Source organism: Thiofaba sp. EF100 (assembly GCF_039822285.1).
In the GTDB taxonomy this organism is placed as follows: Bacteria; Pseudomonadota; Gammaproteobacteria; order Halothiobacillales; family Halothiobacillaceae; genus Thiofaba.
In genome coordinates this window covers 42,144-63,976 of sequence record NZ_JBAJEY010000001.1, presented here as the reverse complement: position 1 = coordinate 63,976, position 21,833 = coordinate 42,144, and the positions used below count along the sequence as shown (strand labels likewise).

The window sequence follows — 21,833 nt, the reverse complement described above, 5'->3', positions numbered from 1 at the left end:
CGCCCGGGGCTACAGCGCCTGCATCACCCGCTGCAGCCGCTGCCTCACCTCACCGGCCAGCTGAGTGATATCCGGTTTGCCGACCAGGTCCAGCACGGCGTTGGGGTCCATGAACTCGACATGCACCTTGCCTGCATCATCCTGGCGCACCACCACGTTGCAGGGCAGGAGCAGCCCGATGGACGGCTCCACCGTCAGGGCCCGATGCGCGAGCGGCGGATTGCATGCGCCGAGAATTCGGTAGGGCGGCATGTCCTGGTTGAGCTTTTTCTTCATCGCGCCGGCGACGTCGATGTCGGCCAGCACGCCGAAGCCTTCGGCCTGCAGGGCCTGGGTGACGCGCTCGATCGCTTGATCGAAGGTCAGCTCCACCGTCTTGCCGAAACCGTACTTGATATCCATGACAACGCTCCTTGGGTTGGAATTGCTGTTCAGCGGCGCAGCATGCGCAGGCCGCTTCCGATCACCACGAACTCGCTGATCTCGTGCGCCAGCACCGCGATCGGCAGGGTGAAATAGCCGCCCACCGCGCCCGCGATCAGGCCGCCGATCACCACCGCGGACAGGGCGAGGTTCTGCCGGATCACCTGCCAGGTTCGGCGGCTGAAGGAAATCAGATAGGGCAGCCGCGCGAGGTTGTCGCTCATCAGCGCCACGTCCGCCGTCTCCAGCGCGACGTCGGTGCCCGCCGCGCCCATGGCGACGCCGACGTGGGCCGCCGCCAGTGCGGGCGCGTCGTTCACGCCATCGCCGACCATCACCACCTTGCCGTGGCGCGCCTCCAGCTCGGCGACCTTGCGCGTCTTGCCCTCCGGGGAAAGCTCGGCGAACACCTCGTCCACACCCACCTGCCTGGCGATCGCTTCCGCCGCCAAGGGATTGTCGCCGGTCAGCATGACCACCCGCTCGATGCCGGCGCGCTTGAGCTCGGCGACGGCCCGGACCGCCTCCGGCCGCAGCGGATCGGCGATGGCGATCAGGCCGTCGAGGGCTCGATCGGTGCCGACCAGCACCACGGTCTTGCCTTCCCGCTGCAAGGCTTCGATGCGGGGCATCGCGGCGGCCACCGGAACGCCCAGCCCCTCGAAGAGCCGTGGGTTTCCTACATAGTGGTCGACGCCTTCGATCCGGCCGCGGGCGCCCGCGCCGGTGAGGGACAGGAAATCTTGGGCCGGGTTGACCGCGATGCCCTCGCTCTTGGCCCGCTCCAGCACGGCCTGCGCCAGGGGGTGCTGCGAGCGCAGTTCGAGGGCGGCGGCCGCGGCCAGTACCTCGCGTTCGCTTTGCCCGTCCAGCGGGATCACATCCGTGACCTGCGGCCGGCCCAGGGTGAGCGTGCCGGTCTTGTCCAGGGCCACCACCCGCACCTTGGCCAGGTTCTCCAGATGCACGCCGCCCTTGATCAACAGGCCGTTGCGGCCGGCGGTGCCGATGGCGGCGACCAGCGTGATGGGGACGGAGATCACCAGGGCGCAAGGGGCGGCGGCGACGATGAACACGGTGGCGCGGGTGAGCCAGTCCTCCCAAGGCAGGCCGAACAGCGGCGGCAAAAGGCCGATGAGGATGCCCACGCCCAGGACGGAGGGGCTGTAGCGCTTGCCGAAGCGCTCGATGAAGCGTTGACTGCGGCCCTTGCTCGCCTGCGCGGCTTCCACCAGATGGATGATGCGCGAGAGGGTGTTGTCGGCGAAGGTCTTGGCGGCACGCACCGTGAGCGCGCCCTCGCCGTTGAGGGTGGCGGCGAACACCTGGCTGCCCGGCAGTTTCTCGACCGGCACGGATTCGCCGGTCACCGGCGCCTGGTTCACGCTGGAATGACCGTCGACCACCTCGCCGTCAGTGGCGACCGACTCGCCCGGCAGCACGATGAAGACATCGCCCACCCGGATCTGCTCGACCGGGATCCGTATCTCCTCGTCTCCGCGCCGCACGAGCGCGGTCTTCGGGGCCAAGTCCATGAGGGCGCGGATCGCGTGCCGGGCGCGCTCCGCCGTGTAGCCTTCCGCCGCCTCGGAGATCGAGTAGAGAAACACAAGCGTCGCGGCCTCCGCCCACTGCCCCATGACCCCGGCGACGATGGCGGCGGTGGACATGAGGAGCTCAATGCCGATCTCGCGCTCCTTGACCAGTTCCTCCAGCGCCTCGCGGCCGAAATAGTAGCCGCCGACGAGTACGGCGGCGATATAGAGAATTGCCTGGAACCCGGCGGGCAGGCCGAGATAGCCGCCGACGAAGCCGGTGAGCAGCAACAGCCCGGAGCATACGGAGGTGACGACCTTGGCGTTGCGCCAGGGTCGCGGCATGACCACCGGGGCCTCGGCGGCGCAGGCGCAGCCCATCACTCGCCCTCCACCGCCGCAAGCGATGCGGTCTGGATGCCGATACGACAGCGCCCGCCTTCCCGTAAACACATCCGCTCGCGAAAACGGTGCAAGTCCTGGGCAAAGAGCCCGCCGACGTCGGGCAGCGCCCGCAGCATGTCGTAGGCCAATTCCAGGTAAGGCACGCCGCGCACGAGGCGGTGATAGACCCAGCGCCCATCTTTCTCTGCGGACAGCAGCCCAGCCTGACGCAGAATCTTTACATGGCGCGACAGCTTGTACTGGGGCTCAAGCAGGCTGTCCACCAGTTCGCAGAGGCAGGCCTCCTCGCCGGTCTCGGCCAGCAGGCGGACGATACGGATCCTCGTCGGGTCGGCGAGGGCCTGAAAGATTTCGTGTGGTTGTACGTTGATCGTATGCATAGTTGCATGATAACACATCTATGCGACGACGCAACACTCGGACGGGAAATCGGCCACCCTCCCAACCCGGGGCGGGGAATCGGGGATCCGCGAGATCAGGCTTGGATTCTTCGCCGCTGCTCCTCCCACAACAACGGCGTCCCCGACGCCAGATCGAACAGCGTCACCTCTGGCGGCAGGGTCTCGTCGAGGATGGCGGCGACGATGTCCGGCGCCAGGGTGGTGAGGTTCACCATCCGACTCACATAGGCCCGATCCATCCCCTCGCGCTCGGCCACCTCGGATAGCGTGCGCGCCTCGCCGGACTCCACCATCGCCAGCCAGCGGTGGCCGCGGGCGAGCGCGAGCTGGATCGGCGTCGGCGTGTCATCCCAGGGACGGGGCTGGACAGCGCTGCCGTCCGGAAGGGCCACGGCCTTGCGGCTGCCGCGGCGCTTGATCCGGATCGGCACAGCGATGGTAAGGCTGCCGTCGCTCGCGGTGATCACCTCTGGCTGACCGGTCTTGTCGATCAAGATTTCATTCATGCCACGGCCTCCTCAAGGGTTTCCGGGGCGGGCTCGGGGCGCAGCTCCAGGGCGAGCACCTCGATGCCGTTGGGCCGGAACCGCACCTCGATGTCGTCCGGCGAGACGATCACCTTGTCGATGAGGAGCCGCACGATGCGCTGCTGCTCGGCCGGGAAGAGCTGATCCCAAATCGCATCCAGCCGGGTCATGGCCACCGTGACCTGGGCCTCGTCCAGGGAGGGGTCGAGCCGGGCGGCGCGCTCGGCCACCCCGGCGACCATGGCCGGGGCGCGCAGCACCCGGCGCATCTGCTCCAGCACGGCGGCCTCCAGTTCACCGGCCGGCAGGCGCGGCAGCCCGGAGGCGCCGGCGTGCTCCTTGTTCTCCCGCGTCGGCAGGTAGTAGCGGTAGATACGTCCGTTCTTCTTGCGCGTGGACCAGGGCGTGAGCGCCCGGCCATCGATCCCCACGACGATCCCCTTGAGCAGGAACGGCACCCGGGCGCGGGTGTTGTTGCCTCGCACACGCGAGTTCTGCGCGAGGATCGCCTGGGCGGCATCCCACAGCCTGCGCTCGACGACGGGCGGGTGTTCGCCCGGATACCACTGATCGCGATGGCGGATCTCGCCCAGGTAGACGCGGTTGTTGAGGATCTTGTAGACGAGGCTCTTGTCGATGGGCTTGCCATCGCGCACCCGCCCGTCTTGGGTAGTCCAGGCCTTGGAGGTCACGCCGTCGAGGCGCAGCTCCTTCACGAGCAGGGTCGAGGACCCGAGCTCGACGAAGCGCTGGAAGATGTGGCGGACGATCTTGGCCTCGCGCTCGTTGGGCACCAACCGCCGGTTCTCGACGTCGTAGCCGAGCGGCGGCACGCCACCCATCCACATGCCCTTGCGCTTGCTGGCGGCGATCTTGTCGCGGATGCGCTCGCCGGTCACCTCGCGCTCGAACTGGGCGAAGGAGAGCAGGATGTTGAGCATCAACCGCCCCATCGAGGTGGTGGTGTTGAACTGCTGGGTGACCGAGACGAAGGAGACCCCGTGGCGCTCGAAGACGTCGATCATTCGCGAGAAGTCAGTCAGCGATCGCGTCAGGCGATCGATCTTGTAGACCACCACGATGTCGATCCTGCCGGCCTCGATGTCGGCCAGCAGCCGCTTGAGCGCCGGCCGGTCCATGTTGCCACCGGAGAAGGCGGGATCGTCGTAGTCGTCGGCCACCGGAATCCAGCCCTCCGCGCGCTGGCTGGCGATGTAGGCGTGGCCGGCGTCACGCTGGGCGTCGATGGAGTTGTACTCCTGGTCGAGCCCCTCGTCGGTGGACTTCCGAGTGTAGACGGCGCAGCGCAGGCGGCGCTTCAGGGCTTCGTTCATCGCCGACCTCCCTGCTTCTTCGGATTCTTCGCCTTGGCCGGTGCCTTCACGCCGAAGAAGAGCGGCCCGGACCAGCGGGTGCCGGTGATCTCGCGGGCGATCATGGACAGGCTCGGGTAGCGCCTGCCCTCGAACTCATACTGTCCGTCCTGGGCGACCGTCACCCGGTGCTCGATCCCCTGGTACTCCCGGGTGAGCACGGTGCCGGGCATCAGCCGGATGTCGCGATCGAGCTTGCGCGCCTTGCCGGTCTCCACCAGGGCCTTGATGCGCCGCTTGTTGCGCTCCAAGAGGCTGGGATCGACCTTGCGGAACTCGATCTCTTGCAGCTTGTACGCGATCCGCCGCTCCATGAACTGGCGATTGGGCGTCGGGTTGTCGCTGCCGAAGAGTTCTCGCCAAAGCGCCCTCATTTCCTCTATCGAGAGATCCGGGAGCCCGGCGATCCGGGCGACGACGCTCGGCGGGGTGGGTGGGACGGTGCTTGCCTTCATGGAGCCTCCTCCAAAGTGTTGTTGACGGGGTGGCTATGAAGGCGCTGGTGGCCGGAGAAGCCAAGCTCAAACTCGCTCTCCGTGGGGTGACCTGCGGACTGCGCGACCGCGGCGTCGCGCAGTCGGACGAGGCCGCGCGCCAGCAAGGACGCGACCTCTTGCCGGCGCTGCTCCGGCGTCATCCGTTCGGGTGGTAGGTGGTTGATCGTGCACATCGGTATCGGTCCTGAACGTCCAACTCGCTCGATGACGAGATTGTCCGGTCAGGCCGTGACCTCGGCCATCAGGGAGTTTCGGGCCGGTGCGGACCGATGGGGGCTGGTGCGAAGGAGTTCGCGGGATCGGGTTGCGCCAAGCGAACAGAATTGGCGATGTTTACGAAACAAAGCTTCATACGTAAACTGTAAACAAAAGAGGACGCTCCCCAATGTTTGGCGAAAGACTGAAACTGGCCCGCAAGCGCTCCGGCCTGTCCCTTCGGGGACTGGCCGATGCCATCAACCATGCGGTCAGTGCCCAGGCGATCGGCCGCTATGAGCGCAACGAGATGCTGCCCGGTTCGGCGACCGCCCTGAAACTCGCCAAGGCGCTCGGCGTCCCGCTGAGCTACCTGTTCAGCCCCTCGGAGATCCGCCTCGAGGGGGTGGAGTTTCGCAAGACCGCTGCGACCCGGGCCCAGGAGCGCGCCATGGTGGAAGCCGCCGTCCTGGACAGCCTCGACCGCTACCTGCTCGTCGAAGACCTGCTGGAGATCGGCAGCCATGTGTGGGACAAGCCCGAAGGGGCTCCCTTCAAGGTCTCCGACCTCGATGATGCGGAGACCGCCGCCGAGAGCGTCCGCAAGGCCTGGAACCTGGGTGGCGACGCGATCCCCAACGTTACCGAGCTGCTCGAAGAGCACGGCATCAAGGTGCTCAAGCTCGACTTCCCGCTCTCGGTCGACGGACTGACCTGCCGGGTGGCGCGGCCGGGCCAGGAGAAGGTACCGGTCATCGTGGGTTCGGTGGCGAAATCGGTGGAACGCCGGCGCTTCACCCTGGCTCACGAGCTCGGCCATATGGTGATGGCCATCGACGGCGACCTGGACGAGGAGAAAGCGTGCCAGCGCTTCGCCAGCGCCCTCTTGATGCCCCGGGAGGACCTGCTGTTCGAGGTCGGGCAGCGCCGCCATGCCTTCGGCTACGCCGAGATCATCGAGATCAAGCGCATGTACGGCGTCAGCGCCGCCGCCTTGATCGTCCGGCTGCGCGACCTCGGCGTCATCACCGAGGGGACCTTGCAGACCGTGTTTCGCGGCATCGGCCGCACCTGGCGCAAGGCCGAGCCCGAGCCGCTCCCTTCGATGGAGGAACCCAGACGCTTCCAGCGCCTGGTGCTCCGCGCCCTGGCAGAGGACGTCATCTCGCTCCCCAAAGCCGCAGAGCTGCTGCGCAAGAGTACGGGCGAGGTGAGCCGGATCATGTCAGGACCCGCGGAGTGACCTATCGTGCGGGTATTGGTGAGCGATGCCTCGATTCTGATTGAGCTGGCGAAATGGTCCCTCCTCGAGGCGCTCTTCAAGCTGCCGTTTGAGTTTGCGGTACCCGACGCCCTGTACGAGGACGAGCTCATCGATCTCGGTGAGATCGACCGGGAGCAGCTCAAGGGCTTGGGCCTGCGGGTCGAGTCCCTGGATGCGGAGGGCATGGCCCAGGCCGTCACTTATCAGACGGCCCGACCCAAGCTCACCCTCCACGACTGCCTTGCCGTCACCCTGGCCGTGACCAACGACTGGCCCTTGCTGACGGGTGACAAGCGCATGCGTGCCCTCGCCGACGAAGAGCACCTCGAGGTGCACGGCGTCTTGTGGGTCATCGACCGGTTTGCCGAGCACCGCATCGTGCGCAAGCCCACGCTCGCGAAGGCGCTGCGCGGCATGCTGGACGACCCGCGGACACGGCTGCCGCATGCCGAGATCAATAAGCGGCTCGCCCTCTTCACCGCGAAGCAAGATTGAGCGGCCGGCACTGACGCCCGGAAAGGATTCTTCGTCACATGGGAGAACAAGAACGAATGAATGATGCTGAAAATCTGGCCAAGCTGCTCGGGCACCTGAAGCCCGAGCGGTTCCACTCCTTCATGGCGGACGAGTTCGGGCTCGTCATGCCGGAACTCGAAAAGAAGAAGACCAAGACGGAACATCGCCAGGTCATGGAGGCCGTGCTGGCCGCCTTGCCCGTACTGGAGCGGCAGAGGATCGAGGAGGTCGCCGAGAAGATCATCCTGTTGACTGACGGTGCGGGTCAGGACGTCGTCGAGGGGTTCCGGGACGGCATCTTCGATGATGCGGATCGTGAAGCTTTCGATGCCTTGCGCGACCAATACGAGCGTGCCTTGTGGCTGTACGCGAATGCCGCCGAGATCTTCAAGGAAGCGCTGGATGCCCGGCAGGCCGACGTGTTCCGCCAGAGCGTCACGTGCTACTCGGGCTTCGTCGCGCCGAAGGCTCTCGTCATGGCGACCGACGAGAAGGCGAAGGACGCGTTCCACGAGAACGTGGCTCGGCAGCTCGGCTGCGCCAAGGACGACGTCGCCATTCAGATCTTCAAGCGGTTGCGGCCGAACTCGCAGACCGGCGAGGACGTCGATCTCTACCAGATCAGCGTCCACAACAACCGTCCGCCCGAGATCATCGACTGCGTGCAAGCCAGCGAACTGGTGGCCCAGGAAGTGGTCCGCGCCGTGTCCTCCCACATTACCTACGAGCCGGACAACGGCCACCTGGAAGTGCTGTCCAGGGAGACCGACGGGCGCGAGGCGTTGGCGCGTATCGCTGCGGACTGTCTGCTGCAGTCTCCCTTCTCGGGCGAGAGGATCCCGCTCAAGCAGTACGACTACCAAAGCCTCGCGGCGCCGCGCAGCTTCGACCTCTCAGGCGAAAACGTCGCCTCGGTCAAGGTGGCCGAGCTCGGCTACTCGGACTCAAACCACCGCTCGCTATTGGTGAAGATCTGGGCCAAGGACCCCGACGACATCCACACGGCCGCGAAGTCGCTGATCGGCCCATCCTTCGACTTCCGCCATCACCGCCTGACCTACGCCAGATTGTCGATCCGTTTGAAGAAGGTCGGGCGGGAGCGGGCGCGAACGATCTCCGTCATCCTGCGTGACGACAACAAGTGCAACATCAAGACCAAGCGCGAGAAGGATCGCGCGCTGTGTGATCGACTGCTCGCCAAATGGAAGCTGGTCAAGGAGATCGGTGATGTCGTCGAAGCGCCTGTCGACGAAGTCGCTGCTTGACCTGATCGACCTGTTCGAGCGCTCTCATCAGATGCTCGTCGATGTCGAGGGGCAACGCCTGCGCGGCGTCCCTGGCTGGGACCTCGCCCGTATGATGCCGATGCCGCCCAAGGAACGGGATGCGTGGCTCGAATGCGTCGGGTACTCCGGCTCCTACCCGGCGCCGTGCCGAGACGAACACGTCCCCGTCGAACTGGAGGAAGACGACGATCCCTCCCGGTACCGGTATCGCTGCCCGGAAACCTTCCGGCTGAAATTCATCGATGCCGCGGAGGCGGCGGTCCATGTCGTTCGCCCCGCCGCGTTTCTCGGCGTCGTCGCCGATCTGCTCGACATTCCGAAGGCGCTGCGCAAAGGGATCGATTCGCCCTCAATTGATGGAGTGCTCTGGAATCTCGGCAAAGCCCGGGTCGGCCCGGCACACACTGACGTCTGGTTCGCGCGCGGCCTCGCGCAATCGGTTGAAGACGTGTTCCGGCACTTCCATTCGCCGACCATCCCCGACCAGGGCCTGATCCTGACGTCGGGTCAGCCGTTGCCCGAGTTCGTGCGTCCCCCCAGGAACTACCGATTCGCGGCGGTGCGCCAGGTACTCGTCGACTACGTGACAACACCCACCGTGGACATGGACCTGCTCCATCGCATCCTGGCGACGCCTGCGGACGGGATGCTTCGCCCGCTCCTACCGGTCCACTTCGACGAGTACACCAACACGCTCACCATCCGCAGCAAGAGCAACAAGCCCTGGGTGATCAAGGGCGAACGCCAAGCGGCGGCCGTCCGCTACATGTACGAGCAGGCAATGAACGACCGTTGGCTGTTGCCAGCCGGCGAAATCTTGGGGGCCGCATACCCGGACAAGAAAACCGCCCGCAGCCAGCGCATGCAGAACCTCTTCAGCGGCAACACCGAGTGGGAGGACTACATCGCCAACCCCGAGAAGGGCAAGTACGGGTTCCTGCTCGACTGACCCCAGCATCTTCCCGTCCCTGTTCCGCATGACCGCCTTCGGGCGGTTTTTTGTTTTCTGTGGCCCGTATTTCCCCGTTTCGGCCGGGCCCGTACATCCGCCCGTACATGGTGGTGGCGGACGCCCGCACATCACGAATCCGACACTGACCTCACGTTTTCGCAATCACCCGAAAGGAGAAAAACGTGAGTATCAAACACCTCAACCAACGCCAACTGGCCGACCGTTGGGGCGTCAGCGAAGCCACCTTGGAACGCTGGCGCTCCGAAGGGATCGGGCCGGTCTTTCTGAAGATCCAAGGCCGCGTGCTCTACCGCGTCGAGGACGTCGAGTCCTACGAGGCGGAGTGCCTGCGCAAGAGCACCTCCGAGCGCGTCGGCGCGGGAGGTGTCGCATGAGCCGCCTCACCCCCGACCAGGTTCTCGCCACGCCGGCCGGCGAGCTGGCCGCGCTGCAAAGCGAGGCGCTGTTCCAGCTGAAGAACGATGCCGCCGATCTGCTCTCGGTGGCCCGCGCCATCGTCGAGCACATCGACCGGGCACTCGAACTGAAATACGCCGACCGCGCCCATGCCCTGCGCCTGGCCGCCGGCAAGGACACCGGCATCGTGCATTTCGATGACGGCCACGTGCGCGTCACTGCCGACCTACCCAAGCGGGTCGAGTGGGATCAGCGGCGCCTTGCCGAGGTCGTTCGCCGCATCGCCAACGGCGGCGAGGACCCGGCCGAGTACGTCGAGATCAGCTATCGCGTCTCGGAAACCAAGTTCAACGCCTGGCCGGAGTCGCTGAAGAGCGCCTTCGCGCCCGCACGCACGCTCAAGACCGGCAAGCCCGGCTTCCGCCTCGCCCTGATGAAGGAGTGACCGCCATGTTCAAGAACCGCACTTTGCTCGAGAAGCTGAAGAACAAGCATCCCTACCTGCTGGACGAGTTGCCGGCCACGGTCCGCGTGGATGGTATCGAGATGCCGCTCGAAAGCGCCACCCTGGACCAGATCGCCTTCGCCGTCATCGCCCTCGAAAACGAGGTCCGGCCCATCAGCCGCCGCATGAACGCTCTGCGGGAGCTCTACGACCTCGCCCGCAAACACGGCGCACTCGGCGCACACCGGATCGGACACGCGTTCGCCGACAAAGGAGGCCGCTCATGAGCCTCCCCATCATCTCCGCCGACCAGCGTCTGGCCGAGAAGCGCGGCGTGAAAGGCGTGCTGGTCGGCAAGAGCGGCATCGGCAAGACCTCGCAGCTCTGGACCCTGGCGCCCGAGGCCACCTTGTTCTTCGACCTCGAGGCGGGCGACCTCGCCGTCGAGGGGTGGGCCGGCGACACCATCCGCCCGCGCACCTGGCAGGAGTGCCGCGACTTCGCGGTGTTCATCGGCGGTCCGAACCCGGCGCTGCGCGAGGACCAGCCCTTCAGCCAGGCCCACTTCGATGCCGTCTGCGCGCGCTTCGGCGACCCGTCCGTGCTCGACCGCTACGACACGGTGTTCGTCGACTCGATCACCGTCGCCGGGCGCCTGTGCCTGCAATGGTGCAAGGGCCAGCCGCAGGCCTACTCGGAGAAGACCGGCAAGCCGGACACACGCGGCGCTTACGGCCTGATGGGCCAGGAGATGATCGCCTGGCTCACCCACCTACAGCACACCCGCGGCAAGAACGTGTGGTTCGTCGGCATCCTCGACGAGCGTCTCGACGACTTCAATCGCCGCGTCTTCCAGCTGCAGATCGACGGCTCCAAGACCGGGCTCGAGCTGCCCGGCATCGTCGACGAGGTGGTGACGCTGGCCGAGCTCAAGGCCGACGACGGCAGCGCCTACCGCGCCTTCGTCTGCCACACGCTCAACCCCTGGGGCTACCCCGCCAAGGACCGCTCCGGCCGCCTCGACCAGATCGAGGAACCGCACCTCGGCCGGCTGATGGCCAAGATCGCCAGCCCCGCGCGCCCCGCCCTCGAACGCCTCGACTTCGCGCGCCCCGCGCCTTCCGAACCCGTACAGCAATAAGGAGCCACGACCATGAGTTATTTCGATTTCAACGATGCCAACGAGCAGTCTTCGTTCGACCTGATCCCCAAGGGCACGCTGGTGCGCGTGCGCATGACCATTCGCCCGGGCGGCTTCGACGATGCGAGCCAGGGCTGGACCGGCGGCTACGCCACCCGCAACGACAACACCGGCTCGGTGTACCTCAACTGCGAGTTCGTGGTGATGGAGGGTGAGTACGCCCGTCGCAAGCTGTGGTCGCTGATCGGTCTCTACAGCCCCAAGGGTCCCGAGTGGGCCAACATGGGCCGCGCCTTCGTCAAGGCGATCCTGAACTCCGCGCGCGGCGTCCATCCGGGCGACGCCAGCCCCCAGGCCCAGAACGCGCGGCGCATCGCCGGGTTCGCCGACCTCGACGGCATCGAGTTCCTCGGTAAGGTCGATTGGGAGAAGGATCAGAACGGCCAGGACAAGGCCGTCATCAAGCAGGCGATCCAGCCCGATCACAAGGACTACGCCGCGCTGATGGGGGCACCGCGTGCGCCGGCGCCTTCGGCCACCACGCCCAACGCATATGCCCAAGCCACGGGTCGCGCTCCGGTCACGGGCCGTCCGAGCTGGGCGCAGTAAGGGGGACTGCCGGCATGATGCTTCGTCCCCGTCAGGCCCTGCTGGTGGAGCGCTCGCTCGCCGCGCTCTACCTGCACGGCAACACCCTGGCCATCGGCCCGACCGGCTCCGGCAAGACCATCATGCTGTCGGCGGTCGCCGGCGGCGTGTTGGAGGAGCCCGACGCGAAGGCCTGCATCCTCGCGCACCGCGATGAGCTCACCGCCCAGAACCGGGAGAAGTTCGGCCGGGTCAATCCGGGCGTCGCGACCTCGGTGTTCGATGCCAAGGAGAAGTCCTGGGCCGGGCGCGCCACCTTCGCGATGGTGCAGACGCTCTCACGCGACGCGCATCTCGACGCGATGCCCACGCTCGATCTGCTGGTGGTCGACGAGGCGCACCATGCCGCCTCGCCGTCCTATCGGCGCGTGATAGATCGCGTGCTGTCGCGCAACCCCAGGGCGCTGATCTTCGGCGCCACGGCCACGCCCGCACGCAGCGACGGCAAGGGGCTGCGGGAGGTCTTCAGCAACGTGGCCGACCAGATCACCCTGGGCGAGCTCATCGCCTCCGGCCATCTGGTGCCGCCGCGCACCTTCGTCATCGATGTCGGCGCGCAATCGGCCCTCGCCCAGGTGCGCCGCACCGCCACCGACTTCGACATGACCGAGGTGGAGGCGATCCTCAACAGGACGCCGATCACCGACGCGGTGATCCGTCACTGGCGCGAGAAGGCGGGCGAGCGCAAGACCATCGTGTTCTGCTCCACCGTGGCCCACGCGCAGTGCGTGGCCGACGCGTTTGTCGCCGCCAGCATCCGCGCCGTGCTCATCCACGGCGAGTTGTCGGACGCCGAGCGCAAGGTCCGGCTCGCCGAATATGAAAGCGGCGAGGCACAAGTAGTCGTCAACGTGGCGGTGCTGACTGAAGGCTACGATTACACACCCACCTCCTGCGTGGTGCTGCTGCGCCCGAGCTCGCACAAGTCGACGCTGACCCAGATGATCGGGCGGGGGCTGCGCACCGTCGATCCGGCCGAGCATCCCGGCGTGGTCAAGACCGATTGCATCGTCCTCGACTTCGGCACCGCGACCCTCATGCACGGCTCGCTGGAGCAGGAGGCCAACCTGGACGGCCACCAGCACCAGGGGCAGGCGCCCACCAAGGAGTGCCCCTCCTGCGAGGCGACGGTGCCGCTCGGCTGCCGCGAATGCCCACTGTGCGGCTTCGAGTGGACCATTGATCCGGCCGAGCAGGCGGAAGCCATGGACGACTTCGTCATGACGGAGATCGACCTGCTCAAGCGCTCCAACTTCCGCTGGTGCGATCTCTTCGGCTGCGACGATGCCTTGATGGCCACCGGCCTCCAAGCCTGGGGCGGCATCTTCTTCCTCAACGGGCGCTGGCACGCGGTCGGTGGCGGCCGGAGTCTTCCGCCCCGTCTGCTGGCGGTCGGCGACCGCAGCGTCTGCATGGCCAAGGCGGACGACTGGCTCAACGACAACGAGTCCCTCGACACCGCCCACAAGACCCGCCGCTGGCTCAACGAACCGCCCACCGAGAAGCAGCTGCGCTACCTGCCGCAGGCCATGCGCGCCGACTTCGGGCTCACCCGCTACCAGGCCTCGGCGCTGCTCGCGTTCCAGTTCAACAAGTCGTCGATCCATCGCCTTGTGCTGGCAGCCAACGACGAACACCGGAGGGCGGCGTGATATGCGCGATCTGCGGACGAGAGGGACGCGGCTTCTGCTGGCTGTCGCCGAGGAACGGCTCGCGTGCGCCGGACGGCAAGCGCCTGTTCAAGCGCTTCTGCTCCATGCGCTGCCAGGACATTCATCTGCAACGACTGAAGGCGGGAGGCGGTGTCGTGATCGATCCCACCCATAACGAGAAGGCCGCGATGGAGGCGGTCCTGCCCTCGCTCGGCGAGTACGTGGCGTCCATCGGCATGGACCGGTCGCTCGCGAGCTACACCCGGGAAGAGGTCCTGCAACTGGTCGATGTGGTGCTCACCGCCTACTTCGACAACCTGCGGGAGCGCACGCCCGACGATGTGCCGTTTTGAGGAGGCGGTGATGCTCGATTACAACCACCGCCCCAGGTTCCACGAGCGCGTCAACGCTGTCATCGACGAAGCGCTGGCGCGTGAACGGGCAGCACAGGTATCTCGGACCTACCTCGGTGCCTCCCGGCTCGGCGTGGCCTGCGAGCGCGCCCTGCAGTACGAGTACGCCCAGGCCGCGGTCGATCCGGGGCGCGAGCTGCCCGGGCGGGTTTTGCGGGTGTTCGAGGTCGGCCATGCCCTGGAGGATCTGGCGATCCGCTGGCTGCGCCTCGCCGGCTTCGAGCTCTACACCCGCAGGGCCGATGGGGAGCAGTTCGGTTTCTCCGTCGCCGGCGGACGCATCCAGGGGCACGTCGACGGGATTCTCGCCGCCGGCCCTGCCGACATCGAGCTTGCTTATCCCGCGCTGTGGGAGTGCAAGACGATGAACGACAAGTCCTGGCGCGAAACCGTCAAGCAGGGTGTGGCGCGCGCCAAGCCGATCTATGCCGCGCAGATCGCCGTCTACCAGGCCTACATGGAAGGCGCCGTGCCGGGCATCGCGAGCAATCCCGCGCTGTTCACCGCCATCAACAAGGACAGCGAGGAGATCTGGTTCGAACTCGTACCGTTCGATGGCGGGCTCGCGCAGCGCATGTCGGATCGGGCCGTGCGCGTCATCACCGCCACCGAGGCGGGCGAGCTGCTGCCCCGGCACGCCACTACGCCGACCCATGTCACATGCAAGTCGTGCCCTTGGCAGGACCGGTGTTGGGGGTCGGCTTGATGGCAGACGTCATTTGGCTCGACTACAACGACGCACCCGAACAGCAGGGAATGGCACTCCCCGATACCGATTCGCTGCGCCGAGGCCTGCTCGAGCGCCTGGAGGCGGTGCTGCTCTACCTGTTCCCGCAGGGCCGCATCCGCGGCGGTAAATTCTATGTCGGCGATATCGACGGCAATCGCGGCAAGAGCCTGGTGGTCGAGCTCGATGGTGAACGGCGTGGGCTGTGGAAGGATTTTGCGACCGACGAAGGCGGCGACGTCATCGATCTGTGGGCCCGTTCCCGTGGACTCTCCGCCCGGCACGACTTCCCCCGGATCGCGGAGGAAATCCGTCAATGGCTCGGGCTTGCACCATCCATCGGTCACACCCCGGAGCGATCGAATGCCCGCAGCGCCCCCGTCGACGAACTCGGCCCTTATACCGCCAAGTGGGACTACCTCACGGCGGATGGCAGACTGATCGCCTGCGTCTACCGCTACGACCCGCCCACCGGCAAGGAGTACCGCCCCTGGGACGTGCGCGCCCGCATGTGGCGCGCCCCCGATCCGCGTCCGCTCTACAACCTGCCGGCCGTGGCCAATGCGCGTGACGTGGTGCTGGTCGAGGGCGAGAAGGCGGCTTGCGCCCTGATCGGGACGGGCATCACGGCGACCACGGCCATGAACGGCGCGCGGGCGCCGATCGACAAGACCGACTGGACGCCGCTCGCGGGCAAGCACGTGCTGGTCTGGCCGGATCGCGACGTCCCGGGCTGGGACTACGCGGAGAACGCCGCCCGTGCCTGCGTGACGGCGGGCGCGGCGTCGGTCGCCATCCTCGTGCCGCCCATGGATAAACCGGACAAGTGGGACGCGGCCGATGCCGTGGCCGAGGGCTTCGACTGCGCCACCTTCATTCGTGAGGGCGAGCGCAGGGTCGTCAAGGGGGCGGCGCCGACACTGCCGACCTTCACCCTGGGTGCGCTGCTCGACGACGACTCGCCGTTGCCGCCCGATCTCATCGCACCGCGCGTGCTCACACCCGGCGGCCTGCTGGTGTTCGGCGGTGCGCCCAAGGTCGGCAAGAGTGACTTTCTGCTCGCATGGCTCACGCACATGGCGGCGGGCGCCACCTTCCTCGCCATGACGCCGCCGCGCCCGCTGCGGGTGTTCTATCTGCAAGCCGAGGTGCAGTACCACTACCTGCGCGAGCGTGTGAAGGAGATCCGCCTACCGCCCAGTCGCATCGGTGAAGCGCGCGTCAACTTCGTCGCCACGCCGCAGCTGCGGCTGATCCTGGACGACGCCGGCCTCGCCCAGGTCATCCCCGCGATCAAGCAGGCCTTCGGCGACGAGCTGCCGGACATCATCGCCATCGACCCCATCCGCAACGTCTTCGACGGCGGGGAGTCCGGCGGCGAGAACGACAACGCGGCGATGCTCTACTTCCTGTCGCAGCGGGTCGAACGCCTGCGCGATGCGGTGAACCCGGACGCCGGCATCGTGCTGGCCCACCACACCAAAAAACTCGGCAAGAAGCAGTTCGAGGAGGACCCGTTCCAGGCGCTGGCCGGGGCCGGCAGCCTGCGCGGTTACTACACCACCGGCATGCTGCTGTTTCGACCGGACGAAACGCGAACCACGCGCCAGCTCTTCTTCGAGCTGCGCAACGGTGCCGCCATCCCGTCGATGCACGTGGACAAGATCCGGGGCGAGTGGCGGGAGGTGGATGCCAACGCGCGGCTGGTGATGAGGGACTATGGCGAGCGCCTCGATGCCGAGCGCCGGCGCAAGCGCGACGCCATCCTGCAGATCCTGTTCGACGAGGCGGCCCAGGGGCGCTGCTACACCGCCAACCAGTTCGCGGAAAGCTTCGAGGGCAAGGCGGGGCTCGGTGGCGAGCGCACCATCCGCGAGCGCCTCTCTGCGCTTTCGACCCAGGGTTACATCAAGTACTTCCGCAACGCACAGGACTATGGCCTGCCACGCATCGGCCGCACCAAGTACGGCTACCTGTGCGTCGAGGGCATGGTGCTGCGCATACCGGCGGGCGAGCCCGATCCCGACACCGGCGAAGTGCCGCTGCGCGAGCTACCGGTATTACCTACCCACTTCAAATGCCCGCAATCGGGGGCCGCATTGCCGGTCGAGAACCCCGAGGTGTGGGTTTACCAAGACGACTTCATCGACCCGCAGGAGGACGCATGAACACGCGCAGGCAAGTTGGCAAAAATTCTGCCAACTGGAACCCGAATTTTGCCAACTGGATTCAGTTGGCAAACGTCTGCCAACTGGAAAATCAAAAAAATCAATGCATTACAGATCAGTCGGCAAGTTGGCAGTTGGCAACGCCTGCCAATTTGCCAACTGAGCTAACACCATGTTTTTACTTACCTTTCGGGGATTTCCCAGTTGGCGAAAACTCCCTCCCCCCTTCGGGGGGAGAGGACCACGTCGTGTCCTCTCCCCCGACCCGAAGGGGTCTGCCCGGCATCGACGGTCGGGATCGTGAACCGGGCACGGCCATCCTGAGCCTCGACCTCGGCACGCGGACCGGCTGGGCGCTGCTCGGCCGTGACGGCTCCATCACCAGCGGCTCGGAGTCCTTCAAGCCCCAGCGCTTCGAGGGCGGCGGCATGCGCTACCTGCGCTTCAAGCGCTGGCTCACCGAGGTCAAACAATCGGCGGACGGGCTGGATGCGGTGTACTTCGAGGAGGTCCGCCGCCACGCCGGAGTGGATGCCGCCCACGCCTACGGCGGCTTCATGGCCCAGCTGACCGCCTGGTGCGAGCACCACGGCATCCCGTACCAGGGCGTGCCGGTGGGCACGATCAAGAAGCACGCCACCGGCAAGGGCAACGCCGGCAAGCAAGCGATGGTGGCCGCCATGCAGGCCCTGGGTTTCCGGCCCGAGGACGACAACGAGGCCGACGCACTGGCGCTGTTGCTCTGGGCCCTCGAGCTTCACGACGCGGCGCAGGAGGACTGAGATGATTGTTCCGACCCCTCGCTACCGCTGCCCGCTCGGCCGGCTGCAACCCGAGTCGATGGACGTGGAGGCCGTCAAACGCCGCGGCTGGCGCGAGCAACGCCTGCTCGTCGTCTGCCTCGACGACGACCGGCTCGACTGGATGGAACGCGAGCTGATCCGCCGAATCGGCGAGCGGCTCTACGGTGCACGGGAGGCGCGCCATGGCTGAGTGGACCGTCGAGCGTGTGGCCGAACGCTTCCGGGAGGCGGCCATCACCGCCCACCGCCTGCCGCCCGTGCGCGTGCAGGGCTACTTCAACACCTGGCCCGCGATCCGGCGCATGCCCTGGGAGACGCTGGGGGCCGAACCCTCGATCCGGCGCTTCCCGCCCGCACCCGAGACGGTCGAGCGGATGCTCGAGACCATGCGCTGGGTCTTGTGGCTGGAGGAAGAGGAACGGCATCTCGTGTGGATGCGCGCCGAGCACCACCGCTGGCGCGACATCTGCGCCCGCTTCGGCTGCGACCGCACTACGGCCTGGCGGCGGTGGCAGAAGGCGCTCGACATCGTCGCCTGCCGTCTGAACGAGCAGACCCGCCGGACCGTGGCCAGCCTTTCATGAGTGAAGTTGCGGGTCGTTTCCAAAGTGATCCAAGCCATGCGGGCGGATGCGGAACGATGCCGGTTTCGAGCCATTTTGGACGTGCAACACTTCACCCGTTTTTGCGCTAGGATTTCGCTAACCTCGCGAGAGAAGCATGTGCGAAGGCCACGGAGCGATCCGTGGTCTTCGTCGTTTCTGCCTTCGCGATCCGACCCGCCGAGCGCGATGGGTCCTTCCTGGCCGAAAAGCCATGCGGGGGGCGCGAGCGCGGCGCTTCGATAGCGTCAGGGTGCAAACCGAGGTTTGCAGGGTTTGCGGTTTGCAGCCCTCCAGCCCGAGACCTTCTCCCCGACACTCCCAGCCCGCCCACGGTCCGCCGTCGGCGGGCTTCTTCGTTTCCGAGGCACCGATTCTGGACACGCTCGCCGTCACGTACCGCAAGGTCGAGACGCTGATCCCCTACGCCCGCAATCCGCGCACGCACAGCGACGAGCAGATCGCGCGCATCGCCGCCAGCATCGCCGAGTTCGGCTGGACCAACCCGATCCTGGTCGATGGCGAGCACGGTGTGATCGCCGGTCACGGCCGGCTGCTGGCCGCACGCAAGCTGGGGCTCGCCGAGGTGCCGGTGATCGAGCTTGCGCACCTGACGCCTGCGCAGAAGCGCGCCTACGTGATCGCCGACAACCGGCTCGCGCTCGATGCCGGCTGGGACCAGGCGATGTTGGCGCTGGAGTTCGCCGAACTGGCCGACGCCGGCTTCGATCTGGACCTGACCGGCTTCTCTGCCTCCGAGATCGAAGGCCTGCTCGACCACATCGAGGAGACGGAACCGTCCGCCGATGAGGACGAGCGTGCGCCGGAAGGCGACGCGGACGAGGACGACGTCACGCCGCCCACGGTTGCGGTCACGCGGCCCGGCGACTTGTGGCTGCTGGGCGAACACCGGCTGCTCTGCGCCGACAGCAGCGACGCGGCCGCCGTCGCGCGCCTCATCAATGGCGAGCGCGCTCACCTGCTCTTTACCAGCCCGCCCTACGCGAACCAGCGCGACTACACCACCGGCGGAATCGTTGACTGGAACGCGCTCATGCAGGGCGTGTTCGGCGCCGCCCGCAGCGCGCTGCACGAGGACGCGCAAATCCTGGTCAACCTCGGCCTGGTCCATCGCGACGGCGAGTGGCAGCCGTACTGGGACGGCTGGATCGAATGGATGCGCACTCAGGGCTGGCGCCGCTTCGGCTGGTACGTCTGGGATCAGTCGGTGACCGTGCCCGGCGACTGGGCCGGGCGCCTCGCGCCGCGCCACGAGTTCGTGTTCCACTTCAACCGCCAGGCGCGCAAGCCGAACAAGATCGTGCCCTGCAAGTGGGCCGGTCACGAGACGCATCTGCGCGCCGATGGGTCATCCACCGCGATGCGCGCCAAGGATGGCAAGGTCGGCGAATGGAACCACGCCGGACAGCCCACGCAGGAGTTCCGCATCCCGGATTCCGTCGTCGAGGTGACGCGCCAGCGCGGCCGCATCGGTGATGGTATCGACCATCCGGCCGTATTCCCGCTGGGCCTGCCGAAGTTCTTCATCGAGGCCTACACCGACGTGGGCGAGATCGTCTTCGAGCCGTTCTCCGGCGGCGGCACCACGCTGCTGGCCGGGCAACTCACCGACCGCAGGGTCCGCGCCATCGAGCTCGCGCCCGAGTACGTCGACGTCGCGCTGCGCCGCTGGCTGCAGCACCACCCGGGCATGGAGCCCGTGCTCGCGGCCACCGGCCAGCCCTTCGCCGAGGTCTCGGCCGAGCGCTTGGGCGAGACGGCGGAGGCGGCCGCGTGAACTGGTTCGCCGAGCGCATCGAGCACTGGCCGATCGACAAGCTACTGCCCTACGCGCGGAACGCCCGCCAGCACTCGGACGAGCAGATCGCCCAGATCGCGGCCTCCATCGCCGAGTTCGGCTTCGTCAATCCCTGCCTGGTCGGCGCCGACGGTGTGCTGGTCGCGGGCCATGGGCGGCTCGCCGCCGCGCGCAAGCTGGGCCTGTCCACCGTGCCGGTGGTGGTGCTCGATCACCTGACGCCGACGCAGCGCCGGGCGCTGGTCCTCGCCGATAACCGGCTCGCGGAGCTCTCGACCTGGGACGATGTGCTACTGCGCATCGAACTTGAGGCACTGCAGGACGAAGGCTTCGACCTCGATTTGACCGGTTTCGATGCCGATGCGTTGGCCGAGCTACTGGCCGGTGAGGAGCCAGAGCACGAAGGCCAGACCGAGGACGACGCCGTCCCGGAGATTCCGGAAGAGCCGGTGTCCAAGCCGGGCGACGTCTGGCGGCTCGGGCCGCACCGCCTGGTCTGCGGGGACGCGACCACCACCGAGGCCTACGCGCGCCTGTTTCCGGACGGCGAGCGGGCGGACATGGTCTTCACCGATCCGCCCTACAACGTGAACTACGCCAACAGCGCGAAGGACAAGCGGCGGGGCAAGCACCGCCCCATCCTCAACGATGCGCTGGGCGAAGGCTTCTACGATTTCATCTACGACGCGCTGGCGCTGATCATGGCGCACACCCGAGGCGCGATCTACGTCGCCATGTCCTCCAGCGAACTGGACACCCTGCAGGCGGCGTTCCGCGCCGCCGGCGGTCATTGGTCCACGTTCATCATCTGGGCGAAGAACACCTTCACGCTGGGCCGCTCGGACTACCAGCGCCAGTACGAGCCGATCCTCTACGGCTGGCCCGAAGGCGCGACGCGCCACTGGTGCGGCGACCGCGACCAGGGCGACGTCTGGCAGATCAAGAAGCCAGCGAAGAACGATCTGCACCCGACCATGAAGCCGGTGGATCTGGTCGAGCGGGCCATCCGCAACTCCAGCCGCCCCGGCGACGTGGTGCTCGACCCCTTCGGCGGTTCCGGAACGACACTGATCGCGGCCGAGAAGGCCGGGCGCGTGGCGCGGCTGATCGAGCTCGACCCGAAGTATGCGGACGTGATCGTGCGGCGCTGGCAGGACTGGACGGGCAAGCAGACCACCCGCGAATCGGATGGCCTGGCGTTCGATCAGGCGGCGACTTCCTCCTCGACGATCTCGCAGTGAATCACGAACCCGGTCAGATAAGGAAGCCCGCGCGGGATACCGTAGTCCTTACTGGTGCGGCGTCCGATGGTCCATTCCATCCACTGCCGGGTGGCGGCGCGGATCGCGTCGTGGAGGGCATGGCCCGCATGCTTGCGGTTGAGGACTTCGTCCGCGAAGTGGCGTCCGTGGCGGCTGTCGAGGAAGGCCCGCACCGCTTCGAAGGGCTGTCCCGTGGCGTCGGAGATGGCGTTCATCGCGATGGGCCAGGCGGATTGCGCGTGCGCGTCCATCGTGCCCCAGAAGCCCCAGGCTTCGTTGCGGGTGGCGGGGATCGTTTTGGCTGTGGTCATCGTTGTCTCCTTCGTTGATCGTTGCGACACACGTATGAACGCGCTGTTCGA

General features: G+C 66.8%; 26 protein-coding genes. 19 read left to right on the top strand and 7 right to left on the bottom strand.

What is annotated here, in order from left to right:
* Positions 1–9: 9 nt before the first annotated feature.
* The 6 genes from V6D91_RS00380 to V6D91_RS00355 all read right to left on the bottom strand — a co-directional run bounded on the left by V6D91_RS00380 (position 10) and on the right by V6D91_RS00355 (position 5,119).
* Positions 10–402, bottom strand: a complete 393-nt coding sequence (locus tag V6D91_RS00380; RefSeq protein WP_127478535.1) for a DUF302 domain-containing protein — start codon at positions 400–402, stop codon at positions 10–12.
* Positions 403–431: 29 nt separating this feature from the next.
* A complete protein-coding gene (locus V6D91_RS00375) occupies positions 432–2,339 on the bottom strand; it encodes a cation-translocating P-type ATPase (RefSeq protein ID WP_127478534.1) in 1,908 nt (635 codons plus the stop codon).
* Complete coding sequence (locus V6D91_RS00370; protein WP_055423764.1) at positions 2,339–2,743, bottom strand: metalloregulator ArsR/SmtB family transcription factor; 405 nt, start codon at positions 2,741–2,743, stop codon at positions 2,339–2,341. The genes V6D91_RS00375 and V6D91_RS00370 overlap by 1 nt, the downstream gene beginning before the upstream one ends.
* A gap of 95 nt (positions 2,744–2,838) precedes the next feature.
* On the bottom strand, positions 2,839–3,270 hold the full coding sequence (locus V6D91_RS00365; protein WP_169116438.1) for a hypothetical protein: 432 nt from the start codon (positions 3,268–3,270) through the stop codon (positions 2,839–2,841).
* Positions 3,267–4,625, bottom strand: coding sequence for a recombinase family protein (locus tag V6D91_RS00360; protein WP_072755419.1), 1,359 nt, complete (start codon positions 4,623–4,625; stop codon positions 3,267–3,269). Before V6D91_RS00360 ends, V6D91_RS00365 begins: the two co-directional genes overlap by 4 nt.
* Entirely contained in the window at positions 4,622–5,119 is a 498-nt protein-coding gene (locus tag V6D91_RS00355; protein WP_072755420.1) for a DUF2924 domain-containing protein, read from the bottom strand. Before V6D91_RS00355 ends, V6D91_RS00360 begins: the two co-directional genes overlap by 4 nt.
* A gap of 29 nt (positions 5,120–5,148) precedes the next feature.
* Between V6D91_RS00355 and V6D91_RS00350 the strand changes: the two genes are divergently transcribed.
* From V6D91_RS00350 to V6D91_RS00260, 19 genes are all read left to right on the top strand, one after another.
* On the top strand, positions 5,149–5,316 hold the full coding sequence (locus V6D91_RS00350; RefSeq protein WP_347317206.1) for a hypothetical protein: 168 nt from the start codon (positions 5,149–5,151) through the stop codon (positions 5,314–5,316).
* Between the two features lie 230 nt (positions 5,317–5,546).
* Complete coding sequence (locus V6D91_RS00345; RefSeq protein WP_347317205.1) at positions 5,547–6,599, top strand: XRE family transcriptional regulator; 1,053 nt, start codon at positions 5,547–5,549, stop codon at positions 6,597–6,599.
* A gap of 6 nt (positions 6,600–6,605) precedes the next feature.
* On the top strand, positions 6,606–7,115 hold the full coding sequence (locus V6D91_RS00340) for a hypothetical protein (RefSeq protein ID WP_347317204.1): 510 nt from the start codon (positions 6,606–6,608) through the stop codon (positions 7,113–7,115).
* A 56-nt stretch (positions 7,116–7,171) separates the two neighbouring features.
* The gene (locus tag V6D91_RS00335; RefSeq protein ID WP_347317203.1) at positions 7,172–8,401 is read left to right on the top strand and encodes a hypothetical protein; all 1,230 of its coding nucleotides are present in this window, start codon (positions 7,172–7,174) and stop codon (positions 8,399–8,401) included.
* The gene (locus V6D91_RS00330) at positions 8,364–9,371 is read left to right on the top strand and encodes a hypothetical protein (protein WP_347317202.1); all 1,008 of its coding nucleotides are present in this window, start codon (positions 8,364–8,366) and stop codon (positions 9,369–9,371) included. Before V6D91_RS00335 ends, V6D91_RS00330 begins: the two co-directional genes overlap by 38 nt.
* Positions 9,372–9,556: 185 nt before the next feature.
* Positions 9,557–9,769 (top strand): helix-turn-helix domain-containing protein, encoded by a 213-nt coding sequence (locus V6D91_RS00325; protein WP_024892258.1) that lies wholly within the window; start codon positions 9,557–9,559, stop codon positions 9,767–9,769.
* Entirely contained in the window at positions 9,766–10,236 is a 471-nt protein-coding gene (locus V6D91_RS00320) for a hypothetical protein (protein WP_024892259.1), read from the top strand. Before V6D91_RS00325 ends, V6D91_RS00320 begins: the two co-directional genes overlap by 4 nt.
* Before the next feature lie 5 nt (positions 10,237–10,241).
* Positions 10,242–10,523 (top strand): hypothetical protein, encoded by a 282-nt coding sequence (locus tag V6D91_RS00315; RefSeq protein ID WP_347317201.1) that lies wholly within the window; start codon positions 10,242–10,244, stop codon positions 10,521–10,523.
* A complete protein-coding gene (locus V6D91_RS00310) occupies positions 10,520–11,377 on the top strand; it encodes an ATP-binding protein (protein ID WP_127476611.1) in 858 nt (285 codons plus the stop codon). Before V6D91_RS00315 ends, V6D91_RS00310 begins: the two co-directional genes overlap by 4 nt.
* 12 nt (positions 11,378–11,389) lie before the next feature.
* On the top strand, positions 11,390–11,986 hold the full coding sequence (locus tag V6D91_RS00305) for a hypothetical protein (protein ID WP_102042183.1): 597 nt from the start codon (positions 11,390–11,392) through the stop codon (positions 11,984–11,986).
* A 14-nt stretch (positions 11,987–12,000) separates the two neighbouring features.
* Complete coding sequence (locus V6D91_RS00300) at positions 12,001–13,677, top strand: DEAD/DEAH box helicase (RefSeq protein ID WP_102042184.1); 1,677 nt, start codon at positions 12,001–12,003, stop codon at positions 13,675–13,677.
* The gene (locus V6D91_RS00295; protein ID WP_127478525.1) at positions 13,674–14,030 is read left to right on the top strand and encodes a DUF6511 domain-containing protein; all 357 of its coding nucleotides are present in this window, start codon (positions 13,674–13,676) and stop codon (positions 14,028–14,030) included. Before V6D91_RS00300 ends, V6D91_RS00295 begins: the two co-directional genes overlap by 4 nt.
* Positions 14,031–14,040: 10 nt before the next feature.
* The gene (locus V6D91_RS00290; protein ID WP_347317200.1) at positions 14,041–14,796 is read left to right on the top strand and encodes a hypothetical protein; all 756 of its coding nucleotides are present in this window, start codon (positions 14,041–14,043) and stop codon (positions 14,794–14,796) included.
* The gene (locus V6D91_RS00285; RefSeq protein ID WP_347317199.1) at positions 14,796–16,985 is read left to right on the top strand and encodes an AAA family ATPase; all 2,190 of its coding nucleotides are present in this window, start codon (positions 14,796–14,798) and stop codon (positions 16,983–16,985) included. The genes V6D91_RS00290 and V6D91_RS00285 overlap by 1 nt, the downstream gene beginning before the upstream one ends.
* Before the next feature lie 248 nt (positions 16,986–17,233).
* The gene (locus V6D91_RS00280; protein WP_347317198.1) at positions 17,234–17,767 is read left to right on the top strand and encodes a hypothetical protein; all 534 of its coding nucleotides are present in this window, start codon (positions 17,234–17,236) and stop codon (positions 17,765–17,767) included.
* Position 17,768: 1 nt separating this feature from the next.
* A complete protein-coding gene (locus V6D91_RS00275; protein WP_102042187.1) occupies positions 17,769–17,978 on the top strand; it encodes a hypothetical protein in 210 nt (69 codons plus the stop codon).
* Entirely contained in the window at positions 17,971–18,372 is a 402-nt protein-coding gene (locus V6D91_RS00270) for a DUF6362 family protein (RefSeq protein ID WP_102042188.1), read from the top strand. Before V6D91_RS00275 ends, V6D91_RS00270 begins: the two co-directional genes overlap by 8 nt.
* Positions 18,373–18,643: 271 nt before the next feature.
* Positions 18,644–20,188 (top strand): site-specific DNA-methyltransferase, encoded by a 1,545-nt coding sequence (locus tag V6D91_RS00265; RefSeq protein WP_347317197.1) that lies wholly within the window; start codon positions 18,644–18,646, stop codon positions 20,186–20,188.
* Positions 20,185–21,450 carry a site-specific DNA-methyltransferase gene (locus V6D91_RS00260; RefSeq protein ID WP_347317196.1) on the top strand — a complete coding sequence of 422 codons (1,266 nt, stop codon included), beginning with the start codon at positions 20,185–20,187 and terminating at the stop codon, positions 21,448–21,450. The genes V6D91_RS00265 and V6D91_RS00260 overlap by 4 nt, the downstream gene beginning before the upstream one ends.
* On the opposite strand, the gene V6D91_RS00255 is transcribed toward V6D91_RS00260, so the two are convergent.
* On the bottom strand, positions 21,414–21,782 hold the full coding sequence (locus V6D91_RS00255; protein WP_347317195.1) for a hypothetical protein: 369 nt from the start codon (positions 21,780–21,782) through the stop codon (positions 21,414–21,416). The genes V6D91_RS00260 and V6D91_RS00255 overlap by 37 nt on opposite strands.
* Positions 21,783–21,833 lie beyond the last annotated feature (51 nt).